This is a genomic window from Bradyrhizobium sp. CB3481 (assembly GCF_029714305.1).
Lineage (GTDB): Bacteria > Pseudomonadota > Alphaproteobacteria > Rhizobiales > Xanthobacteraceae > Bradyrhizobium.
The window spans coordinates 6,297,177-6,320,355 of the sequence record NZ_CP121647.1 but is presented as its reverse complement, the minus strand read 5'-3'; the positions used below and the strand labels follow the sequence as shown (position 1 = coordinate 6,320,355).

Below are 23,179 nucleotides of genomic sequence, written 5' to 3'. Positions count from 1 at the left end.
ACGCGCGCAGGCTGAAATTGGTGAGTAACTGGCTGACAATACGATGATTTTCTCCGAACGCATTGTCTGTCACCATTGTACACAATGGCATGCGCCTTGCTTGCCCTCGCTTCGGGAGTTTCTCGTTGGAGCGCGTGGTTATGGCGAACTCAGCAATGCTCGCAGCGGAGCCAGAGCCGATCGAGCTCGACTGGGCGGCGACCGCGCTCCTCATTATCGATATGCAGCGCGATTTTCTCGAGCCCGGAGGTTTTGGCGAGACGCTCGGCAATGATGTCAGCCAGCTTGCGCGCGCGGTGAAGCCGATCTCGGCCGTGCTGGATGCGGCGCGCGCGGCGGGCATGCTGGTCATCCACACCCGCGAGGGCCATCTGCCCGATCTTTCCGACGCGCCGCCGGCCAAGGTCGAACGCGGCGCGCCGTCTCTGCGCATCGGCGACCCCGCGCCGATGGGGCGCATTCTCATTCGCGGCGAGGCGGGCCACGACATCATTCCCGAACTCTATCCGACCGACGGCGAGATCGTGATCGACAAGCCGGGCAAGGGCGCGTTCTACGCCACCGAACTCGACGACGTGCTGCAAGATTATGGTATCGAGAACCTCCTGGTCTGCGGCGTCACCACCGAGGTCTGCGTCAACACCACCGTGCGCGAGGCGAACGACCGCGGCTATCGCTGCGTGGTTCTGGCGGATGGCTGCGCTTCATATTTTCCAGAATTCCACGAGATCGGTCTGAAGATGATCAAGGCCCAGGGCGGCATCTTCGGCTGGGTTTCCGATTCAGCCGCGGTGCTGGCAGCCCTTTCGTCTGACGCCGTTTGAAATTGCGCTGCAGACACGGGCGGCGCAATTTTCATTTGTGACGGCACCACCGGGCAGGGCTCCCGCGCCTGACAAACTCCGTTGCAATCCAATCTAAATAGTGTACGATACGTACACTAAATGGATCGTTCGGAGCTGGCCCATGACGCCGCGTGCCGACTATCAAATCTTCGAACTCGGGAACATCGCGCTTCAGTCTGGCGCCGTTTTTCCTGCGATGCGGCTCGCCTACAAGACCTATGGCACGCTGAACGCGCGAAAAGACAACGTGATCGTCTATCCGACGTCCTTCAGCGCGCAGCACAGCGATATCGAATGGCTGGTCCAGCGTGGCGGCGCGCTGGATCCTGACCGCTATTTCATCATCATTCCGAATCTGTTCGGCAACGGCCTATCTTCATCGCCGTCAAACTCCGGCGTCACGCCGTTTCCCGCCATCAGCTATCATGATGCCGTCGCCGTGCAGCGCCGGCTGCTCGGGGAGCAATTCGGAATCTCGAAAATCGCGCTGGTCTATGGCTGGTCGATGGGCGGCATGCAGGCCTATCACTGGGCGGCCGGTCACCCTGATATGGTGGAACGGGCGGCGGTCGTCTGCGGCAGCGCCAGATGCTCGCCTTACAATTACGTTTTTCTCGAGGGCGTGAAAGCGACGCTGACGGCGGACCCGGGCTGGCAGGATGGCCGTTTTACCGCAAAGCCCGTCGCCGGCCTTCGCGCGATGGGACGCGTCTATGCGGGGTGGGCAATGTCGCACGCCTATTACCGGGACGAGGTCTGGCGCGAAGCCGGCTTCACAAACCTTGAGGATTACCTGGCGCGATCGTGGGACGTCGCCTTTGCGCGGCGTGACGCCAACGATCTCCTGGCGCAGATCGGCATCTGGCAGCGCGGCGATGTCAGCCAATGCCCGGAATTCGGCGGCGATATCGACCGCGCGCTGGCCGCGATCAAGGCGCATGTGTTGCTGATGCCGGGGCAGACGGATCGCTACTTCGACGTGCGTGACAACGAGGCCGAGCTCGGCCGCCTCGCCAACGCAAAGTCAGCCGAGCTCCATCCGATTCCCTCGATCCACGGACACCGTGCCGGAAACCCCATCAACAATCCCAGAGATCGCGACTTCATCAACGCCGAAATCTCGGCGCTGCTGCAGCGTTGAATCATCCCGGAGACGTTAGCGACCATGAGCACAGCAATTACCGCAACGGGAGAGAAGCCGCTGACATCGGCCGAACTGCGCGAGCTGTCGGTGCGATCGAACCTGCCCGGCATCATCCGCGCGGCCAGCCACTACGGCGCCATCGGGATCTTCGGCACGCTGATCTGGCTGGTCGCCTCGACTCACGGCCTGCTCTGGGCGTTGCCGCTGATGATCGTGCAGGGCTATTTCGTCGCCTTCCTGTTCATGGTGGTGCACGAGACCGCGCACAAGACGGCGTTTCGCAGCCGCGCGCTCAATCTCGTCCTCGGCCATCTCTCATCATTCGCGATCGGGCTGCCTTACGAATATTACTGCCTGTTCCACTGGGACCACCACCGCTACACCCAGGATCCGGAGCGCGATCCGGAATTGCTGGTCGGTCCGATGCCTGCCTCGGACACCGAGCTCGCGATCGCCTATAGCGGCGTTCGGCAGGTCGCCTTCCGGGTAGGGCTGATGCTTCGTCATGCCATGACCGGCAATGCAACGGCCCCGTGGATTCCCGAAGCCAAATGCTACATTGTTGTGAAAGAGGCGCGTCTCTATGTCGCCGGCTACATCGCACTGTTGCTCGGATCGTTCGCGCTCCATACGGCGCTGCTGCTCTGGGTCTGGATTGTTCCGTTGATCGTTGGCCAGTTGTTCCTGCGTCCCTATCTCTATGCCGAACACACCGGCTGTGAGCGGACGCGCAGCGCCTTCCAGAACACCCGCACCACCTATACCGGCATGGTCATGAAGTGGTTTGCGTGGAACATGCCCTACCATGTCGAGCACCACGCCTATCCTTCGATCCCGTTTCATGCGCTGCCGAAACTCAACCAGATCGTCGACGGGCGGATTGTGTTCCGGGGCCGGGGCTATCTGGCCGTGACACGCGAGACCTGGGCCTGGTTCCGACGCCAGCGGCATAACCGTGTCCAGGACGTCAGCGGCTCCTGATCATCAAGAGGGTGTCGACGAGGTTGCGGGCCTGAGCCGGCGAGATCGGCTTGATCCCGAAGATGTAGCGGTAGAACAGGCTGCCGTAGATCGCATCGTAGAGGTCCTCCGGCGTCCCGGCCGCGCCGACGCTGCCGTCTTGCTGGCCGGCGGCGATCAACTCGACCAGCGCGGTCCGTCGATACCTGAGATAGCGATCGTAGAAGATCTCGGCGGATCCGGTGTTCGAGATGCATTCGGAGATCACCGCGAGCTGCACCTTGCCGAATTCACCCCGCAGTGCTTTTGCGTACGCCGCGGCATGACTTCGGAGGCGCTCTGCCGCTGTGCCCGATGTCGGCAGCGGCAGCATGAGCGACGCATGATACAGGAACGCGTCGATCAGCAGCGCTTCGCGCGACGGCCACCATTTGTAGATGGTCATTTTGGAGACGTTGGAATGCCGCGCCACCGCGTCGATGCTGGTGGCGGCAAGCCCCGTCTCCGCCATCAGCGTGTAGGCGCTTTGCAGAATGGCGTTGGTGGTCTCAAGGGAGCGGGGGCGACCACGGCGGCTCGCCGCTGTATCGCCATCTGCCTCGATCGTGCCCTTCGCCATTCCTGTTATCCCGGCGCTGCCGGCTACCTAGGCCACGAACGCCAGCATCGTGCCGTTGCCTTTGGCCGGCGGCACCACAACGCCGCCCGCGCTCTTGACGCCGACAGCGCCCAGCGCCTTCTCCGCCGCGGCGACGTCGGCCGCGATCACGAGCCCCGCGCCGCCGCGCTCGGGCAGGCCGGCGAGCGATACGCCGGGATAGCGCTTGGCGAGCTGATCCTTGGTCAGGAATACGAAATCCGCGCGGTCGCCGCCGGAGGGCACCGCGACGGCGCCGTCCGCCTCATCGCGCGTTTCGCGGTCGATCATCTTGGCCAGGTGCGCGGCTTCCTTGGCAGGCTCAGGCGCGACCATCAGCACCTGCTTCAATCGCTTGGCGCCATTGGCGTGCTTCATCAGTTCGGGAATCCACACCGTCTCGCGCGTCTTGTGCTGGCAGGCGAAGATGCGCACGCCGCCGGGCGCTTCCGCCGTCGGCCACTGGAAGGTGCGGAATTTCGCCGCCGACACCCTGCCGTCGGGCATCGTCACCGGCCGCTCGAAATCGGTCGGGCCGACCGGCGCATAGCCGCGCGCGCGAATTTCTTCGGCGCCATCGGCGGAGTCCACCGCGGTGAACGCGATGCGCTCAATGCCTTCGCCGTTCTTTTCCAGATAGGCCCGCGCCGGAGCATTATGCTCCGTCGGATTGAGAACACCGAGCAATTCCATGTAATCAGGATCGAACATGATGGTGTAGTTGCCCGATCCCATATGCGCGCTGTGGGTGCCGCGCGGCGATACGGTGAAGCCGAGCCGCTTGTAGTTTTCGGCAGCCTTGTCGAGGTCCTTCACCATGACCACGGCGTGATCGATTCCGATGACGTTTTTCAGTGCCACTCTCTTGTTTCCCTGGAGCTGATTAGCCGGCTAAGCTAAGCAGAACGACCAGCTGCCTGCAAGGAATGATGCCGATGAATACGAGTAACGTCCGCTGGCCCGATTCACTATGGGCGGCCGTGACGCCATCGGGGCCCGAATTGTCCGAACTGATCGGCACGCAGCAGGCGGATGTGATCGTGATCGGCGGTGGTTTCACCGGCCTTTCCACCGCGCTGCATCTGCGCGAGGCCGGCGTCGATGTTGCGATCGTCGAGGCCGCTGAACCCGGGTGGGGCGCGTCGGGCCGCAACAATGGCCAGGTGATTCCGACGCTGTCGCGGCCTGATCCGGAGGATATCGTTGCCAGGCACGGCGAGGCCGGAGAACGCTTTGTCGGCATGCTGCGTGACAGCGCTTCCTATCTCTTTGACGTGATACGCCGCTACAACATCGAAGCAGAGGGCGAGCAGGCCGGCTGGGTGCAGCCGGTGCATTCGCCCGGCCGCATCAAGATCGCGGAACGCCGCGTGCGGCAATGGTCGAAATTCGGCGCGCCGGTGGAGCTTTTGTCGCGCGAGCAGACGCGTGACATGCTCGGCTCCGATGCATGGTACGGCGGCTTCTGGAACAAGACCGGCGGCCACATCAATCCGCTGGCGCTGGCGCGCGGTCTCGCGCGCACCGTGCTCGATCTCGGCGCGCGCATCTACGCGCGCTCGCCCGCGGAGAGTTTCGAGCGCCGTGGCGACCGGTGGGTGGTGAAGACCGCCAAGGGCGAGATTTCCGGCCGCGCGCTGGTGATGGCGACCAATGCCTATAGCGGCGAGTTCTCGAAATCGCTGGTGCCTGAGATTGCGCGCGAGGTGATGCCGGTACTGTCGTGGCAAATGTCGACGCAGCCTTTATCCGACAACGTCCGCAAGACCATCATCCCGGGACGGCAGGCGATGTCGGATACCCATGGCGAACTCTATTTCGCGCGCTACGACGCGAGAAATCGTCTCGTCACCGGCGGCGCGGTGCTCGGCCCCGGCAACAAGGTCGAGCGTATCAAGGCGCGCGTCACCGCGCGGTTGCAGCGGCTGTGGCCGCAAATCGGCGAGGTCTCGTTCGATTATGTCTGGAACGGTTATGTCGGCATGACGGCGGATTTTCTGCCGCGCATCCATCGTCTGGGACCGAATGCCTATGGCTGGACCGGCTGCAACGGCCGCGCCGTCGCGCTGACGATGCCGCTCGGCCGCGAATTGGCCAGGGCTGTCCAGGGCGCGCCGGAGAGCGAGCTGGCGCTGCCGTTCACGGAGCCGGTGACCTATGTGGCGCATGGCCTGCTACGCAAGATCGCGCCCTGGATGCTGGTGCTCTACCGGTATCGCGATGCGCAGGAGCCGGTTGGAGGCGACCGCTTCGAGCTATTGCGATGGGCGGAATATTTCCTCGCGTCGCGCCGCTGATGCTTTTGGTTCTCCCTCTCCCCGTTCTTCACGGGGAGAGGGTCGGGGTTAGGGGCTCTCTCCGCGAATCCAGCTAACATTGGAGTATGCGGACGCAGCCCCTCACCCCAACCCTCTCCCCGCAGAAGAGCGGGGAGAGGGAGCTATACCACCGCCTCCGTCGCGTGCTCTCTCGCAAACTCCCCGCCCGGAATCGAGTCGAGCAGCGCCTGTGTATAGGGATGCTGCGGATTGCCGAATACGTCTGCCGCGCGTCCGTGCTCGACCACTTCGCCGTCCTTCATGACGGCAACGAGGTCGCAGATTTGCGCGGCGACGCGCAGATCGTGGGTGATGAAGATGATGGAAAGCCCGAGCCGCTGACGCAGCTCTGCGAGCAGCTTCAGCACCTGCGCCTGCACGGAGACGTCGAGTGCGGAGACCGGCTCGTCGGCCACCAGCACGTCGGGCTTCAGCGCCAGCGCGCGAGCAAGTCCGATGCGCTGGCGCTGGCCGCCGGAGAATTCGTGCGGATAGCGGTCGCCGGCCGCAGGGTCGAGCCCGACCAACGCAAACAGTTCTCTGGCATGCGCGATCGCCTCGGCCCGCGGCGTGCCGTGCACGATTGGGCCCTGTGCCACCAATTCCGCTGCCTTGCGTCGTGGATTGAGCGAGGCAAAGGGGTCCTGGAACACCATCTGGATATGGCGCGTCTCGCGGCGAACTTCTTCGCGTGACAGTTTTGCCCAGTCGTCGCCGTCGAGCACGATCGAGCCGCTATCGGGGTCGATTAGTCGCACGATGCAGCGCGCCAGCGTCGATTTGCCGGATCCGGATTCGCCGACAATGCCGAGGGTCGCCCCGCGCGGCAGGGCGAGCGATACGTTTTTCACCGCCGCCGTCACCCGCGCGCCGCGGCCGAGAAAGCCGCCGGTGCGATAGGTCTTGGAGACATCGGTAATCGTTAGAATGTTGTCGGTGGCAAGTGCCCGCGGCGGCGGCGCCTTCAGCGGCGGCACGGCAGCGATGAGCTGTTTAGTATAGGCATGCTGCGGATGATGCAGCACCTCCGTCGCTGTGCCCTGTTCGACGATGATGCCGTGCTGCATCACCACCACGCGGTCGGCGATCTCGGCGACCACGCCGAAATCATGGGTGATGAACATCACCGCCGTTTTGCGGCGCTGCTGCAGGTCGCGGATCAGTTTTAGGATCTGCGCCTGCGTGGTGACGTCGAGCGCGGTGGTCGGCTCGTCGGCGATCAAAAGCTTGGGGTCGAGCGCCAGCGCCATCGCGATCATGGCACGCTGCCGCTGGCCGCCGGACAGCTCGTGCGGATAGGCCTTTGCCGCCGACTTGGGATCGGGAATGCGGACATCCGTCAGCAGCGCCAGCACCCGTGTATTGATTTCCGCCTTCGACAGATCGGTGTGGATCGAAAACATCTCGGCGATCTGGTCGCCGATGGTGCGGAGCGGATTGAGCGCCGTCATCGGCTCCTGGAAGATCATTGCGATGCCGTCGCCGCGCACCTCGCGCATATCGGCGTCGGAAATCGTGCAGAGATCGCGGCCCTCGAAGATCGCGTGGCCGTCATCGATCGTCACGTCATTCGGCAACAGCCGCATCACGGCATTCGCCATCATCGACTTGCCCGAACCGGACTCGCCGACCACGCAGAGGATTTCGTTCGAGGCGATGTCGAGTGACACCTCCCGGAGCGCATGCGTCCGGTCGGCGCCGGCGGGCAGGCGCACGCTCAGGCGGTCGAGCGACAGTATGGTTTCGTGCTCGCTCATCGGCCCTTCAGCCTCGGATTGAGCGCGTCGTTGAGGCCCTGGCCGACCAGCGAAACTGCAAGCACGGTAACGAGGATCGCAATCCCCGGGATCGCCGAGACATACCACTGCACGCGGAGCACATCGCGCCCGAGGCCGATCAGATTGCCCCACGACGCCACGTTGGGATCGGACAGCCGCAGGAAGGCGAGCGCGCTCTCAAGCAGGATCGCGACCGCCATCACCACGCTGGCATAGACAATGACCGGCGGCAGCGCATTGGGCAGGATCTCGCCGAAGATCAGCTGGATGTTCTTCATGCCGAGCGTCCGGCCGGCCTGGACGAATTCGCGGTTGCGCAACGAAAGAAACTCGGCGCGGGTCAGCCGCGCCGGCGCCGGCCACGACACCACGCCGACAGCTATGGTGACGGTGGTCAGCGTCGAGCCGAATACGGCGACCAGCACCAAGAGCAAAACGAAGTTCGGCAGCGTCTGGAACGCCTCGGTGATCCGCATCAGGACGTTATCGACCCAGCCGCCGTAATAGCCGGCGAAGGCGCCGACGAGGATGCCGATCAGGATCGCAATCGCGGTGGCGACGCCGCCGATCAAGAGCGAGATCCGTGCGCCGTAGAAAATCTGGGCGGCGATATCGCGCCCCGAATTATCGGTGCCGAGCAGGAAGCGCGGATTGGAGAACGGCCAGACCAGGGGACGGCCGGCGAGCGCCAACGGATCGCGCGGGTAGAGCCAGCCGGCCGAGATAGCCATCCCGATTACGATCAGAAGCAGGATCAGGCCCGCGACTGCGGCGGGGCTTCGGAAATAGCGTTTGACCGCATCCATGGCGCTAGCCCTCCGCCGTGATACGCGGATCGAGCCGCGCATAGATGAGGTCGACGACGAAGTTCACGGTGATGACGAGCAGCGCCGAGACGAAGACGATGCCGAGCAGCGTATTGAGGTCGCGCTGCACTACCGATTCATAGGCGAGCCGTCCGAGCCCCGGCAGCGAGAACACGCTTTCGACCACCACCGATCCGCCGAGCATGGTGCCGGCCTGCAGCCCGATCAGCGTCACCATCGGGAGCAGGGCGTTGCGCAGCACGTGCCGCGTCACCACCCGCGTCTCGTCGAGACCCTTGGCGCGGGCGGTGCGTACATAATCGAGGTTCAACACCTCGAGCATGGAGGCGCGCATGATGCGCAGGTAGATCGCCAGGAAGATCAGCCCGAGCGTCAGCGTCGGCAGCACCAGATGGCTTGCAATATCCAGCACGCGCCAGATGCCCGTCTGTACCGCACCGATATCCTCGAAACCGCCGGGCGGCAGCCACTGCAGGTAAACGGAAAATACCACGATCGCCATCAGGCCGAACCAGAACGAGGGCGTCGCGTAGAAGATCAGGCCGAGGGTGGAGATCAGCGTATCCGGCCAGCGGTTGACGCCGCGGGCGGCGATCACGCCGAAGACGAGGCCAAAGAAGAACGCAAACGACAGCGAGGCCGTCATCAGGAGGATGGTCGGCGGCAGCCGTTCCAGAATGACCGAGGCCACCGGCTTGCCATAGATCGAGGAGAAGCCGAGATCGAGCCGCACCAGCCGCCACAGATAGTTGCCGAGCTGCGCTGGGATCGAGAGATCGAGCCCATAGAATTGGCGGAGCGCCTTGGCGGTCGCGGCATCGCCACCGCCCATCTGCGCCATCATGGCGTCGACGGTATCGCCCGGCGCGAACTGCAGCAGCAGAAACACACCGATCAGGATCAGGACAAGGGTCGGGATCGAGGCGGCAAGCCGCCGCCCCGCAAGGGTCAAGATGCGCATAGACCTATCTTGGCGGATATCGGCTTAAGCCGAAAGCCAAAGATCATGCCAGCTCGTCGAGCCCCAGCGCGGGGTATTGGAGTGGTTACGCGCCTTGGCCGTGATCGTGGTGAGGAAAATCTGCTCGATCGGCATCCAGACCGGCAGCTCCGTGTTCACCTCCTTGACGAACTGGGCGTACAGCGCCTTGCGCTTGGCCGGATCGACCTCGGTCGCGGCATCGTCGATGGTCTTGTCGACGTTCTTGTCTTCCCAGCCCCACTGGTTGGTCCAGGGCGCGCCCTTGGGCTGGCCTGAGCGATACCACACCGTGGTCGAGACGGCTGGGTCGTTGCGGTATTGATGCCAGCCGGTCGCGATGTCGAAGGCGTGCTCGTCATAGACCTGCTTGAGGAAGCCGCCGCCATCGTTACGGACGATCTCGACGGGAATGCCGATCTCGCCAAGCGATTGCTGGATGAAGGTCGACCACAGCGAGATGTCCTCGCCCCAGGGCGCCGGCAACAGTTTTAGCGAAAAGCGCGTGCCGCCGCGCGCCGCCTTGAAGCCGGCTTCGTCGAGCAGCGCGGCCGCCTTGGCCTTGTCATAGGGATATTGCGGCGTGTCCGCGCCAGGATAGAAGTCGGTCGAGGTCGAAGGGATCGGCCCGGTGCCGAGCTTGGCGAAATCGCCGAGGAAATTCTCGATGAAGAACGGCACGTTGATCGCATGCGCGATGGCGCGGCGTACCTTGATGTCGGACAGTTCCTTGCGGCGGAAGTTGAATTCCAGCGTGTTGGTCCGCGCGTTGCCTTCATTGCCCTTGGTCGAGACGATGAAGCGCTTGTCCTTGCCGAGACGCGCGAGGTCGGAGAGCGTCAGGCCGGAGAACGGCGAATAGTGCAGTTCGCCGGCTTCCATCTGCGCCGCTGCCGCGGCGCGGTCGGTGATCACCTTCCAGACGATGCGGTCGAGATAGGGCGCGTTCGGCCGCCAGTAGTTTTCGTTGCGGTCGGCGATGATGTATTGCCCGCGCTCATATTTGACGAACTTGAACGGGCCGGTGCCGACAGGCGCAAGGTTGGTCGAGTTCTGGCGGATATCGCCGCTCTCATAGAGATGCTTGGCCGAGACATAGCCGAGGTCGGGCAGGGCGCGCAGCAAGAGGTTCAGCGGCATCGGCCGTTCATATTTGAAGATTGCGGTGTGCGCGTCCGGCGTCTCGACCGCGGTGAGGAAGAGCTGCAGCGTCGATCCGTAGTTGAGGATCTTCTTCCACATATTCATGGCGGTGAATTCGACGTCGGCCGAAGTGAACGGCTTGCCGTCGTGCCAGGTGACGCCCTGGCGCAGCTTGAAGGTCACGGTCTTGCCGTCCGGTGTCGCTTCCCAGCTTTCGGCGAGCACGCCGACCGGCTGGCCGCTGGCATCGAGATCGACGAGGTTCTCCTGAATTTTGCCGCCGATGATGTAGACGCCGGTGGAGGCCTGGATGCTCGGGTTGAGCTGGCGCTGCTCGGCGCCGTAATGGACGTTGAACACGCCACCCTTGCGCGGCGTCTCCTGCGCGAAGGCCCGCATCGGATTGATCACGTTGGCCGCGATGGCCGCCGAGGTCAGCAGCGCGGTGCGGCGATTGATTTCAAGGCGCGTCAAATCCATGCGAAGTCTCCGAACACGATATTGATGGCGAACCGTTCACGCGTCCGCCTTAAGCTTAGATGTTACGATGGAACGGGAATGCGAGTCATTTTCAAATCGACGCGCAAGGCGGAAAATCCTTCCGAAAACAACGTGCTGACCGGCCGATCGATCTGCGCATTTTGTCGCGCCGGAAGGCAGATTTCGGCTCGCTCCGATAGAGGCGCAGACGGCAGGGCAGCCCGGGATTGTCCGGAAATGGGACGTGGGGTGCGCTGAATCCCCATAAAAATAGGGGTAAGACGACTTCGGGTGCCAAAAAAACCCGGAAAAATTGGACGAATCACTGCAACTCGACTAGCGAGATAGTTGTGCAGAATGTCGGAAGCCCTATTTTTTAGGCGTTTTTCGCCATATCGTCGCCCTGTGCCAGAATCAATGGAGCAACCATGGCCACCCAAATGTCTAAGTCGCAGCTGATCGAGAAGATCGCGACCACCACCGAACTGTCGAAGAAAGAGGTCAAGAACGTGATGGACACGCTCGTTGACGTCGGTCACAAGGAGCTCAAGAAGAACGGGCTGTTCCTCGTTCCTGGCTTCGCGAAGTTCGTCGTGGTCAAGAAGCCGGCGACCAAGGCTCGTAAGGGCACCAACCCCTTCACGGGCGAGGAGATGATGTTCAAGGCCAAGCCGGCCCGCAAGATCGTCCGGGCCCGCCCGGTCAAGGCCGCCAAGGACGCGGTCTAAGAAAAACGCCGCTATTGAAGCGGCTAGCGAAAGCGAAAAGGCCTCCGGCGACGGGGGCCTTTTTGTTTTCTTTACCCATTGTTTGTTCACCTCACCCCGTCGTCCCTGCGAACGCAGGGACCCATACCGCGTGATTTCTCTTGTGGCGCCTTTGGCAGACGCCGTCCTTCCAAACGAAGCTCTGTGGTTATGGGTCCCTGCGTTCGCAGGGACGACGTGCGGAGAGAGTTCGTGCACGTGCGTCCGCATCTAGCCCCTACACCACCGGCGACCGCCCACCATCGACATTGATCGCCGTTCCCGTGATGAACGAACCTTGATCGGAAGCGAGGAAGCAGGCGAGGTTGGCAAATTCCTCCGCCGTGCCGATGCGCCCAAGCGGCGTGCCCTTGGCGAGGTTCTTGGCGAATACCTCGAAGTCCATGTCCGGCGCCTGCGCAGCGTGCCGCTTCACCCATTGGTCGCTCATGATCAGGCCGACCAGCATGGCATTGACCAGGATGTTGTGCTCGCCGCCTTCGCTGGCCATCACCTTAGTCAGCGCCATGCCCGCCGCCCGCGAGACCGAAGTTGGTGCGGACGATCCGGCCGGCGCCTTGGCGTAGGTGTTGAGCACGTTGATGATACGTCCCCATTTGCGCGCCTTCATGCCGGGCCAGACCAACCTGGAGAAGCGGATTGCGGCGAACAGCTTGAGGTCGAGATCTTCCTGCCACGCTTCGTCGGAGATGTTCTCGAACGCCATCGTCCGCGCCGTCCCGGCGTTATTGATGAGAATGTCGACCGGGCCGAGGTCGCCGACGATCTTCTCATGCGCCTTCGCGATGTCGGATGCCTTTGCGACGTCGCAGACATAATCTCGAACGCTGAGGCCTTCCTTGCCGAGTTGTTCCCGCGCGGCTTTCAAATCCTCCGCGCCGCGCGCGAGGATCGCCACCTTGGCGCCGGCGCCGGCAAATCGTCGCGCCACCGCGAAACCAATTCCTTTGCTGCCGCCGGTGACCACGGCGACTCTGTCCTTCATCGTGACTTGCATGTTGTTCTCCCGAGCGCGGTCTTGATGCCGCCGGCTGGCCGATGCGGATGCTCGGCCGACAGCCCCCATCATGGTTCCGCGGGTTAGCCTGATCAAGCCGCCGGCAGGCGAGGGCAGTGTCGCACGCCACGCATCGTCGCGTTGCTCGCGACCGATGACGCGCCCGTGAATGCTGGAAATACCATCCGGCTTCGGTAGCGCTTTGAACAAGGATTTTTCCCATTAGCGCCCAGCGGGAATGGCATCCTTGCTATTTTTGCCGCGCCCTTGTGACTGGCGGCGCCCGAGCCAAGATCAAACAGAACAACAATGGAGTCCAGGAGACCACCATGGGCCTGCAGCAAGCCAAACTCGAATCGCTTCCTTTCGTTACCGCCGAGCTGAACTATCTCGCGCCTACGTCCGGAAAGCCCCGCACCTACGCCTTCGATCCGCCGCCGGGCGAGCCCAGATCCACCGCGCTGCCCGAGCCGCACAACGTCCCGATCTTCGATGCGCGCCTGATCGCCGCCAACCTCTCGCTGGACCGCGAAGGCTTTGCGCTGGTCCGCCATCCCACCATCGTCAGGGATTTCTACGACGAAAAGGAAGTGCGGAACGTCTACTATCCCGCCGTGGAGGCCTTCCTGAAGGCGACGCTGAAGGCCGACCGCGTCTTCATCTTCGATCACACGGTACGCCGGCGCGTGGAGGGCGCCGCCGATATCAGGGGCGCTGGCCCCCGCCAGCCGGCGACCCGGGTGCATGTCGACCAGACCGACAAATCGGGCGCCAACCGCGTGCGCGAACACCTGCCGGATGAAGCCGATGAACTTTTGAAAGGCCGCGTGCAGGTCATCAATGTGTGGCGGCCGATCCGCGGTCCCCTGCGCGATACGCCGCTCGCGATGGCCGACGGCCGGACCGTCGAGCCTGATGATCTCGTCGCTTCCGACCTGATCTATCCGAACCGCAGTGGTGAGACCTATTCGGTCAGATACAATCCGAACCACCGCTGGTACTACATTCCGGAAATGCGGACCGACGAGGCGCTGCTCCTGAAGTGCTACGATTCGGCAACCGACGGCCGTACCCGGTTCGGGCCGCACACCGCCTTCACCGATCCGACCACGCCGGCCGATGCGCCGCCGCGCGAAAGCATCGAGCTGCGCACGCTGGTGTTCCACAGGAACTGAGCGGATTCGCGTTCCCGCGCCATTGATGCTACCTCGCCCCCAAGATATTTCGGGGCGAGACGGCTCATGGACGGCAAGGCCGATAGCGCGGATGGCAGCTTCCGCGCACTGATATTTGCGCTTCTGGCGCTGGCCTGCGGCCACATGCTGTCGACGCTGCTGCGAACCATTCCGGCGGTCAGTCTCGACGTGATGGCTGCCGATTTCCGCACCGCCCCGCAGACGCTGGCGAGCCTCACCTCGATCTATCATTTCGCCTTCGCCGCCTCGCAAATCCCGGTCGGCGCCGCGATGGACCGTTTCGGCGTTCGTCCGGTCTCCTTGAGCCTGCTCGCCGGAACCATTTTGGGCGCGCTGGCTTCCGGACTTGCGACAGGACCGGAGGGTTTTCTGTTCGGGCAACTCCTGCTCGGCATCGCCACCTCGGGGATGTTGATGTGTCCGATGACGCTCGCCGCCAAGCAGATGTCGCCGGCGCGCTTTGGCCTGTGGTCCGGCATCATTCTCTCGATCGGCAATATCGGCATGCTCTTGTCGGCCAGCCCGCTGGCCTTCGTTGTCGAGCATTTCGGCTGGCGGGCAGGGTTCTGGATCTCGGCTGGATTTGGCGCAGCGGTGGCGCTGGCCGTGTTTCTGCTGGTCCCGAAGCAGCCGGCCGAACATGCCGATCCATCCTCGCCGCTGTCGCAAATGGGAGAGGTGCTGCGCATCGGCCTGTCGCGGCCGCTCCGTGGCCTGATCGCGCTGGCGCTGGTTTCGCTCGCAGCCACGTTGGTGCTGCGGGGATTGTGGGGCGGGCCGTGGCTGATGGAGATCAAGTTGCTCAGCCGCGTCGAGGCCGGCAACGTGCTAGGCCTGTTCACGCTGGCGCTGATCGCCGGCCCCGCGCTGATGGGCTTTTTCGATCGCAGCTTTGGCCATCGCCGCGAAGTGCTGGCCGCGACGCATTCGCTTGCCGCCCTGCTGCTCGTGCTGACTGCCGCCGGCGCGCCGAACTATCCGCTCGCCGAACTGTTCGGCGTAGAGGCCGTGCCGGCGCCGGTCGACGCCGCACTGTTCGTCCTGATGGGTATCGCGATATCGACGCAGCCGCTGCTGTTCGGCATGACGCGGCAACTGGCCGGCGCGCAGAACGCCGGCAAGGCGCTCTCCGCCATCAACCTCGCGTTCTTCCTCGGCACCGCGCTGATGCAATCGGCGACCGGCGTGGTCGCAGCGGCGTTCGGCCTTCCCGCAGTGCTGCTATTCATGGCGGCGGCCTTGATCGTCGGGGTGATTGTGTTTTTGATATACACCTGACCCTTGCATGGAATGGCGCATGTACCCCGATCCGGACTCGGCATCGCAAAAAATGTACGACCGCGCACTGGCGAGCCTGCCCGGCGGCAATACGCGCACCACCGTGTTCATGAAGCCCTATCCGATCTACGCCGCGCGCGGTGAGGGCTGCCGTGTGTGGGATCTCGACGGTAACGCCTATATCGACTGCATCAATAATTTCACCGCGGCGATCCACGGCCACGCGCATCCCGCACTGATCAAGGCGGCGACCGCGCAGCTTGCGCTGGGCTCGGCGTTCGGCCTGCCGACGGTTTCAGAGGTCGATCTTGCCGAGCTGCTGGTGTCACGCCTGCCGTCGGTCGATCAGGTCCGCTTCGCCAATTCCGGCACTGAAGCCGTGATGATGGCGCTGAAGGCGGCCCGGGCGCATACGGGGCGGCCGAAGATCGCCAAATGCGAAGGCGCCTATCACGGCTCATATGACTACGCGGAGGTGAGCCTCGATCCGACACCGGAAGCCTGGGGCCGCAACGCGCCGGTATCCGTCGCCTATGCCAGGGGTACGCCGGAAAACGTGCTGGCCGATGTCGTCACCATTCCCTTCAACGACACCGAGGCCGCGGTCAGCCTGATCCGCGAGCATGGGCCCGAGCTCGCCTGCGTGCTTGTCGATCCCATGCCCAACCGCGCCGGGCTGGCGCCGGCTGACCAGACCTATCTGGAGGCGCTTCGAAAAATCACGCGCGAGGTCGGCGCGCTCCTGATCTTCGACGAGGTCATCACATTTCGCCTCGGCTATCGCGGCGCGCAGGGGATCTGGAATATCGATCCTGATCTCACCACGCTCGGAAAAATCATCGGGGGCGGCTTTCCAGTCGGCGCCATCGGCGGACGCAGGGAAGTGATGGCGGTGTTCGATCCGCGCCACGGCAAGCCGGCGCTGCCGCATGGCGGCACGTTCTCCGCCAATCCGGTGACGATGCGCGCCGGCATTGCCGCGATGCAATTGCTCGACGATGCAGCCTTTTCGCGGCTCGATGCGATGGGCGAGGCGGTGCGCTCCGGCATCAACGCGGCGTTCAAGCGCCATGGCGTGCCCGGCGGCACCGTCGGTCTCGGCTCGCTGCTCAAGGTTCACTTCGCCGACCGGCCGGTTCGCGACTATCGCTCGGCCTATCTGAGCGAGGAGGAAGCGCGGCGGCAGGGGGTGTTCTCGCGCGCGCTGCTCAATCGTGGCGTGCTGGCCGCGGGCAACGGCTTGATGGCGCTGTCGACTCCGATGGCGGATGCCGATATTCGTGCCATCATCGATGCGGCATCGGGCGCGCTTGAGGAAGTCGCAAAGGCGCTGTGATTTGCGCAGCTCCGTAGGATGGGTGGAGCGAAGCGATACCCATAAGCCGCTGTGAGTGATAATGATGGGTTTCGCTTCGCTCTACCCATCCTACGAATAAACGAAAAACCACGGCACCGAATGTCCGCCAAGATCGATCCCATCACGCGTTCCGTTGTCCAGCACCGCCTCAGTTCGATCGTGAAAGAGATGGGCGAAGCGATGCTTCGCACCTCCTATTCGCAGATCCTCAATTCCAGCCGCGACTTTTCGCTGGCGATCTGCGACACCAATGCACGGCTGATCGCGCAGGCGGACCATCTGCCGGTTCATGTCGGCGCGTTGCCCTGGGCGACGATTGCGGTCGAGGAGCGGTTCAAGGATGTGAAGCAGGGCGATGTCATCCTGCTCAACGATCCCTATCACGGCGGCAGCCATCTGCCTGATGTGACGGTGTTCGTGCCGGTATTCGCCGATGGCAAGCGTCTGCTCTGGACCATCGTGCGCGCGCACCAGAGCGATATCGGCGGGGGTACCCACGGCGCCTATAATCCTGCGGCCACCGAGATCTGGCAGGAGGGGCTGCGTATCCCCCCGATCAAGCTCTATGAGGCTGGCAAGCTGCGCGACGATCTGTTCGACTTGCTGGCGCTCAACGTCCGCAACCCTCGCGAATTTCGCGGCGACCTCGCCGCGATGCTCGGCGCGGCGCATCTTGGGGAACGGCGGTTGTCGCGGCTGTTTGCCGAATTCGGCGCAGCCGTGGTCGAAGCCGCCATGGAAGCGATCCTCGATGCCACGGAGCAGCAGACCCGCGCAGTCGTCTCCACCTGGAAGGATGGCGTGTTCTACGGCGAAGCGTTCCTCGACGATGACGGCCATGGCCGCACCGATCTGCGCATCGCGGCAAAAGTCACCAAGAAGGGCAGCGATGTCGAAATCGATCTCTCCGATTCCGATCCGCAATCCACCAGCTTTGTCAACTCCTCGCACGCCAACATGCAGGCGGCGGTAGCGATGGCATTCGCCTATCTGATCGATGCGGAGATTCCGAAAAACACCGGCGCGCTGCGGCCGCTGAAGGTGATCGCAAAGCAGGGCACGATCGTGTGGGCCGATCCGGGCCGTCCGGTGACGCTGTGCACCAGCCATCCCTCGAATGAAATCGTCGAGGCCATTGTAAAGGCCCTATCCGCGTCGTGCCCGGAGCGCGCGATGGCCGGCTGGAGCCGGCGCTTCCGCATCGCGATCCAGGGCGAGGACCCGCGCAACGGAAAGAATTTCATCTGGCACCTGTTCCAGGCGCGGCCTGGCGGCGGTGCGTCCTCCGGCGGCGACGGCTGGTCGTCGATTGGCGAATGGCATTCGGTCGGCGGGTTGAAGTTCGGCAGCCTTGAAGTCGCCGAAGTGCGCTTTCCACTCTATTTCCGGCAGCATGAATTCCGCCCGGATTCCGGCGGCGATGGTCAGCATCGCGGCGGCCTCGGCGTGTCCCTAGATCTGGTGCTGGAAACCGAGAAGATCGCGAAGGGCAACACCGCCGGCGACGGCGCTCGCCATGGCCCCTGCGGCATGCTCGGCGGCCAGGACGGCAAGCCGCATCATTATCGTCTCTTGTCCGAAGGACGCGAGCCGCGCCTGCTCCGCACCAAGGAAGTCGGTATTGAGCTGCGTCCCGGCGACTGCCTCGAAATCCGGTCCTCAGGTGGCGGTGGCTGGGGACCACCCGACAAGCGATCGGCGGAGGCACGGCAGCGCGACCGCGAGCAGGGCCTGACCGACGTTACGGAGCAGGCGTCCTCATGATGTTCAGGATAGGCGTTGACGTCGGCGGGACCTACACCGATCTCGTGGCGACCGATGAGAGCGGCCGCACCGTGTTTGCAAAGTCGCCCTCAACTCCGGCGGATCAATCGCTCGGCGTGATGGCTGGACTGGAAGAGCTGGCGCGGCGGCTGAACGTCACGCGCGCAGACATGCTTGGCTCGACCGATCGCCTCGTGCACGGCACGACGGTTGCGACCAACGCGCTACTGGAGCGCAAGGGCGCAAAGGTCGCGCTCATCACCACCGAAGGCCATCGCGATGTCGTCGAGATGCGCGAGGGCCTCAAGCCCGATCGTTACGACCTGCGTTCGCCGCCGCCGGCGCCGCTGGTGCCGCGCGACTTGCGTTTTGGTGTGAAGGAACGGCTCCGCGCCAATGGCGAGATCTTGATTCCGCTCGATCTGAAATCGCTCGATGACGCCATTGCCAGCATCCAGCGCTCCGGCGTGACCTCAGCCGCAGTGTGCTTCCTGCACTCCTATCTCAATCCGGTGCATGAACTTGCGGCCGTCGAGCGATTGAAGGCGGCGCTGCCTGATATCAACATCTCGCGCTCCAGCGACGTGCTGCCGCAGATCAAGGAATATGAGCGCGTCTCGACCACGATCGTGAACGCCTATGTCGAGCCGATCGTGCGTCGCTACCTGACCAACCTCGAGGCGCGGCTCACGGAGGCCGGCTTCAATGGCAGCCTCTTCGTCGTGCTCTCGCATGGCGGGATGGCGCCGGTGGAGGAAGCCTCGCGGCTCGCTGCGGGCACCGTGCTGTCGGGCCCCGCCGGCGGCATGTCCGGCGGCCGGCGCTGTTCTGACCTGATTGGCATTCCCGATCTCGTGCCGTTCGACATGGGCGGCACCTCGACCGACATCTCGCTGATCTCGGGCGGACAGGCCTCGCTGTCTGCCGACGGCATGCTGGCCGGCCAGCGCATCGCGCTACGCAGCCTTGACATCGCCAGCATCGCGGCGGGCGGCGGCTCGATCGCCAGCGTCGATGCCAGCCGCACGCTGCGCGTCGGGCCGGAAAGCGCGGGCTCGGTGCCGGGCCCGGCCTGCTACGGCAATGGCGGCGAGGCCGCAACCGTCACCGACGCCAATGTTGTGCTCGGCTATCTCGATGCGGCCGCGTTCATGGGCGGCAAGCGCCCGCTCAACCGCGCGGCCTCGGAGGCCGCCGTCGACCGCGTTGCTGAAGCGATGGACCTGTCGCGCATCGAGGCCGCTGCCGGCATCTACCGCATGATCAATCTGAACATGGCCGACGGCATTCGCCTGATGACCTTGCGCCGCGGCGTCGATCCCCGGAAATTCGCGTTGCTCAGCTTCGGCGGCGCGGCTGGCCTGCACGCGGCGGAAGTGGCGCGCGAGCTCGAGATCAAGCGCATCATCGTGCCGACCGTCGCTTCCGTTCTCTCGGCTTGGGGCATGCTGACCAGCGATCTCCGTTACGAGGTCAGCCGCACGCATTACGGCGCGGGCGCGCGTATCACCGCCGATGAGGTGCGTGAACTCTTCGCCGGCTTGGAGCAGCAGGCCGCCGGCCGGCTGCGCTCTTGGTTCAGCGGGCCGATCGCCATCGAACGCTCCGCCGAGATGCGCTATGGCGAGCAGATCTTTGAGATCGACGTCTCGCTCGACGGCCTCGACTGGAGCGCGCCGGATCTGGTGGACCGGATCGAGGACCGCTTCCACATCAGGCACGAGGAATTATACACCTACGCCTCGCGCGGCCAGGAGGTCGTGTTCGTCAACGCCCGTGTCGCTGCTGTCGGCGAAGTCGAGCGCCAGGACGAGGAGGCACGGAAGGCCGCGTCGTCCGGCAGCGCTGCACCACGCAGCAAGCGGCAGGCCTTCTTCGGCGGCTGGCGCGAAGTTCCGGTCTATGCGCTCGACGAACTGCAACCCGGCCACACCTTGAGCGGACCCGCGATCATCGAAGCCGAGACCACGACGGTGCTGGTCGATACCGGCGACCGCGTCACCGTCAATCGGCTCGGATGGCTGGATATCGCGCTGCGCTGATACGATGAGCTGCGTAGGGTGGGCAAAGCGAAGCGTGCCCACCAATCATCCTCGGAGGAGGGAGCATGGGGGAAGGATGGCGTCTCCAGGTGGCGGAGCTGAGAGTAGCCAAACGGAATGAAGAGGCGCTCGTTCTGATCCGGCAAGCCATCGCGGAAGGCGATATGTCGGCTCGTGTGATGCTGGCCACGATGGGCGACAAGGCTGGTCTGTCTCGAGCGGAGGTTGATGCACTGATTTTCGATGTCGAGACGACGATGAACCAGGAGGATGTCGAAACGCACCTGCAGTTGAGAGGCGCCTATGACATCGGCTTGGGCGATCTTCCGTATGATGAGAAGGCTCGCCGGCGTTTCAGCCATCATCTCAAGGCAGTCGAACTCGGGGCAGGGGTCATACACACGCTGGCGCTCGCGCGGATCTATGTCATGGGCGCACTTGAAGTAGCGCCGGATTTGAATGAAGCGGTTCGCTGGTACAAGCACGCGATCGAGCAGGGCAGCGTCGAGGCCGCACATGAGCTGCAGAAGGTGTATCGGCATATCGAGAAATCGGAAAAGAAGTCGGCCAAGAGTGTTGTGACGCCGCTTCCTACCCGGCAACCGTCATCGCCCGCGAAAGCGGGCGGCCCAGTACGCCGCGACAGTGGCAATTGAGCGAGCGGCCGAACCAAGCGACGGTGGCTGAACTCCGCTTCGGGCCGCTCGTGAAGATGCAGAAAGTGGCTCTTGGGAACCAAGCAGAAATTTTCTGCTCCATCGGTTTAGTACCGTCGGCCCCTGCACGGCCAATCCCGCCCATGGATAAGGCCGAGACCCAATTCATTCGCCAGCCACAACGGAACCGTTTGCTCCTGGGGTCCATAGCGTATCACCGGCACGACGGGCCCGCCGCACGGATCGACCCGGTCGTCCTCAGGGCGATAACGATATCGTGGAACAACATTGGAATCCCAGTAGGGAGTTGGCCTTATGACGGGCACCCTGATGATGGGCCTTTCCCGTGGTTCACGAACGACTTGGGCGGTCTGCGCATGCGCTGCGGCACTAAACGTGCCGACGTTACACAGGACCAGGGACGCTCCCAAAGCTACGATCGCTATCCTCATGCCTCGACCTCCTTGCACACACGGCTTGGGCACAACTCGGATATCCCGGCGAGGTTCGAATTCGCGCCGCTGCCAATAGGCATATCGGACATCAAACGCGCCTGAACCGCAACGTCTCATTTAGGAAGACTGAAGGCCGACCGGGCGTGAAGCCGCGCCGTCAACATTTCATTTTAACAACCGGATCTCTCGCGCTATCATCGCGTCCGCTGGGTGGCGTCACGAGCTCTCAACGGCTCGCGTACGAGGGCGGGTTGATGAAAACAAGAATAAAATGGCTGCCAGCAGCCCTCTTCGCCGCGTTGTTCCTGGCATCGATCTGGACCTCGCCAACCCGCGCTGCCGGCGTGACCGACACCGAGATCCGGATCGGCAACATCATGCCGTATACCGGGCCGCTCGCCGCGTTCGCCTCGATCGGCAGGGCCGAGGCCGCGTATTTCGACATGATCAACGAGCGCGGCGGCATCAACGGGCGCAAGGTAAAATTCATCTCGCGTGACGACAGCTCGAATCCGAAAGCCGCGATCGAGCACACCCGCGACCTCGTCGAGCAGGAGCGGGTGCACCTGATGTTCGGATCGTTCGGCACGCCGAGTAACCTTGCGACGCGAAGCTATCTCAACGAGCGGAACATCCCGCAGCTCTTTGTCGCCTCCGGCGATGAGGAGTGGGCGCATCCGAAGCGCTTTCCGTGGACGATGGGTTGGCAGCCGACGTTCCGATCGGAAGGGCAGATCTACGCCAATTACATCCAGGCCGCCTATCCGAGCCGGAAGATCGCCGTGCTCTGGCAGAACGATCAGTTCGGCCGCGACCTGTTCCGCGGATTGCAGGAGGGGCTCGGCATCACCGCCGACATGATCGTGGCCGATATCGCCATCGACGCCGACATGTCGATCGATGCGCAGGTCGATATCCTCAAGAACTCCGGCGCCGAGGTGCTGGTGCTCAACTGCGCGCCGCCGATCTCGGCGCGTGCGATCCGCAAGGCCGCCGAACTGGGCTGGCATCCGGTGCTGGTGCTGGTGAACGCCGCGGCCTCGATCGCGAGCGCGCTGCGGCCGGCGGGACTGCAGAATTCCGTCGGGGTGATCTCGACCTCGTTCCTAAAGGACGCCAGTGATGCCAGCTGGAACGATGACGCCGGCATCAAGGAGTGGCTCGCCTTCATGGACAAATATTATCCTGACGGCGACAAGGAAGACGGCAACGCCATCTTCGGCTACGCAGCGGCCGAAACGCTGGCACGGGTCTTGATCCAGTGCGGCGACGACCTGTCGCGCGAGAACATCATGCGGCAGGCGGCGTCGCTGCGGAATTACCAGAGCACGGTCGCGTTTCCGGGAATTACGATCAACACCGGGCCGTCCGACTTTCATCCGATCGAGCAGATGCGGCTGGTGCAATTCGACGGTAACGCCTGGCAACCGATCGGCGATGTCATCGAGAGCGCGTTTTTGGGTGCGGCGGGCGATAAGTGAGATTTTACACTATGGCTGTCATTGCCCGCGAAGGCGGGCAATCCAGTACGCCGAGACGCCGGTGACTTTGCCGAT

The 23,179-nt window shown here is 63.6% G+C and carries 19 protein-coding genes; 12 read left to right on the top strand and 7 right to left on the bottom strand.

Annotated elements, in window-relative coordinates; translation table 11 throughout:
* Positions 1-140: 140 nt before the first annotated feature.
* From QA643_RS30685 to QA643_RS30675, 3 genes are all read left to right on the top strand, one after another.
* Positions 141-824 carry an isochorismatase family cysteine hydrolase gene (locus QA643_RS30685; protein WP_283029403.1) on the top strand — a complete coding sequence of 228 codons (684 nt, stop codon included), beginning with the start codon at positions 141-143 and terminating at the stop codon, positions 822-824.
* Between the two features lie 142 nt (positions 825-966).
* Positions 967-1,986, top strand: coding sequence for an alpha/beta fold hydrolase (locus QA643_RS30680; protein ID WP_283029402.1), 1,020 nt, complete (start codon positions 967-969; stop codon positions 1,984-1,986).
* 24 nt (positions 1,987-2,010) lie between these two features.
* Entirely contained in the window at positions 2,011-2,970 is a 960-nt protein-coding gene (locus tag QA643_RS30675) for a fatty acid desaturase (RefSeq protein WP_283029401.1), read from the top strand.
* Here the strand turns inward: QA643_RS30675 and QA643_RS30670 are convergent.
* Both QA643_RS30670 and QA643_RS30665 read right to left on the bottom strand, forming a co-directional pair.
* Complete coding sequence (locus QA643_RS30670; RefSeq protein WP_283029400.1) at positions 2,957-3,568, bottom strand: TetR/AcrR family transcriptional regulator; 612 nt, start codon at positions 3,566-3,568, stop codon at positions 2,957-2,959. The genes QA643_RS30675 and QA643_RS30670 overlap by 14 nt on opposite strands.
* A gap of 27 nt (positions 3,569-3,595) precedes the next feature.
* On the bottom strand, positions 3,596-4,447 hold the full coding sequence (locus tag QA643_RS30665) for a VOC family protein (RefSeq protein WP_283029399.1): 852 nt from the start codon (positions 4,445-4,447) through the stop codon (positions 3,596-3,598).
* 74 nt (positions 4,448-4,521) lie between these two features.
* On the opposite strand from QA643_RS30665, the gene QA643_RS30660 reads away from it, so the two are divergent.
* Positions 4,522-5,883 (top strand): FAD-binding oxidoreductase, encoded by a 1,362-nt coding sequence (locus tag QA643_RS30660; protein WP_283029398.1) that lies wholly within the window; start codon positions 4,522-4,524, stop codon positions 5,881-5,883.
* Positions 5,884-6,026: 143 nt separating this feature from the next.
* Here QA643_RS30660 and QA643_RS30655 read toward each other — a convergent pair whose 3' ends face one another.
* From QA643_RS30655 to QA643_RS30640, 4 genes are read right to left on the bottom strand one after another with little or no spacing between them, the layout of a single operon-like run.
* Entirely contained in the window at positions 6,027-7,661 is a 1,635-nt protein-coding gene (locus QA643_RS30655) for an ABC transporter ATP-binding protein (protein ID WP_283029397.1), read from the bottom strand.
* The gene (locus QA643_RS30650; protein WP_283029396.1) at positions 7,658-8,488 is read right to left on the bottom strand and encodes an ABC transporter permease; all 831 of its coding nucleotides are present in this window, start codon (positions 8,486-8,488) and stop codon (positions 7,658-7,660) included. The genes QA643_RS30655 and QA643_RS30650 overlap by 4 nt, the downstream gene beginning before the upstream one ends.
* Before the next feature lie 4 nt (positions 8,489-8,492).
* Positions 8,493-9,470, bottom strand: a complete 978-nt coding sequence (locus QA643_RS30645; RefSeq protein WP_283029394.1) for an ABC transporter permease — start codon at positions 9,468-9,470, stop codon at positions 8,493-8,495.
* A gap of 24 nt (positions 9,471-9,494) precedes the next feature.
* A complete protein-coding gene (locus tag QA643_RS30640; protein WP_283029393.1) occupies positions 9,495-11,111 on the bottom strand; it encodes an ABC transporter substrate-binding protein in 1,617 nt (538 codons plus the stop codon).
* 428 nt (positions 11,112-11,539) lie between these two features.
* Between QA643_RS30640 and QA643_RS30635 the strand changes: the two genes are divergently transcribed.
* Entirely contained in the window at positions 11,540-11,839 is a 300-nt protein-coding gene (locus QA643_RS30635) for an HU family DNA-binding protein (protein WP_028347431.1), read from the top strand.
* A gap of 256 nt (positions 11,840-12,095) precedes the next feature.
* Here QA643_RS30635 and QA643_RS30630 read toward each other — a convergent pair whose 3' ends face one another.
* Complete coding sequence (locus tag QA643_RS30630) at positions 12,096-12,875, bottom strand: SDR family oxidoreductase (RefSeq protein ID WP_283029392.1); 780 nt, start codon at positions 12,873-12,875, stop codon at positions 12,096-12,098.
* Between the two features lie 329 nt (positions 12,876-13,204).
* Here QA643_RS30630 and QA643_RS30625 point away from each other — a divergent pair, with 329 nt between their 5' ends.
* The 7 genes from QA643_RS30625 to QA643_RS30595 all read left to right on the top strand — a co-directional run bounded on the left by QA643_RS30625 (position 13,205) and on the right by QA643_RS30595 (position 23,104).
* Positions 13,205-14,050 (top strand): CmcJ/NvfI family oxidoreductase, encoded by an 846-nt coding sequence (locus QA643_RS30625; RefSeq protein ID WP_283029391.1) that lies wholly within the window; start codon positions 13,205-13,207, stop codon positions 14,048-14,050.
* Between the two features lie 66 nt (positions 14,051-14,116).
* A complete protein-coding gene (locus tag QA643_RS30620) occupies positions 14,117-15,349 on the top strand; it encodes an MFS transporter (protein ID WP_283029390.1) in 1,233 nt (410 codons plus the stop codon).
* A 19-nt stretch (positions 15,350-15,368) separates the two neighbouring features.
* Positions 15,369-16,685: an aspartate aminotransferase family protein gene (locus QA643_RS30615; protein ID WP_283029389.1), complete on the top strand. Its 1,317-nt coding sequence runs from the start codon at positions 15,369-15,371 to the stop codon at positions 16,683-16,685.
* A gap of 120 nt (positions 16,686-16,805) precedes the next feature.
* A complete protein-coding gene (locus tag QA643_RS30610) occupies positions 16,806-18,470 on the top strand; it encodes a hydantoinase B/oxoprolinase family protein (RefSeq protein WP_283029388.1) in 1,665 nt (554 codons plus the stop codon).
* Positions 18,467-20,512, top strand: a complete 2,046-nt coding sequence (locus QA643_RS30605) for a hydantoinase/oxoprolinase family protein (RefSeq protein ID WP_283029387.1) — start codon at positions 18,467-18,469, stop codon at positions 20,510-20,512. Before QA643_RS30610 ends, QA643_RS30605 begins: the two co-directional genes overlap by 4 nt.
* 65 nt (positions 20,513-20,577) lie before the next feature.
* Complete coding sequence (locus QA643_RS30600) at positions 20,578-21,168, top strand: hypothetical protein (protein WP_283029386.1); 591 nt, start codon at positions 20,578-20,580, stop codon at positions 21,166-21,168.
* 709 nt (positions 21,169-21,877) lie between these two features.
* Positions 21,878-23,104: an ABC transporter substrate-binding protein gene (locus QA643_RS30595; RefSeq protein WP_283029385.1), complete on the top strand. Its 1,227-nt coding sequence runs from the start codon at positions 21,878-21,880 to the stop codon at positions 23,102-23,104.
* Positions 23,105-23,179: the final 75 nt, after the last annotated feature.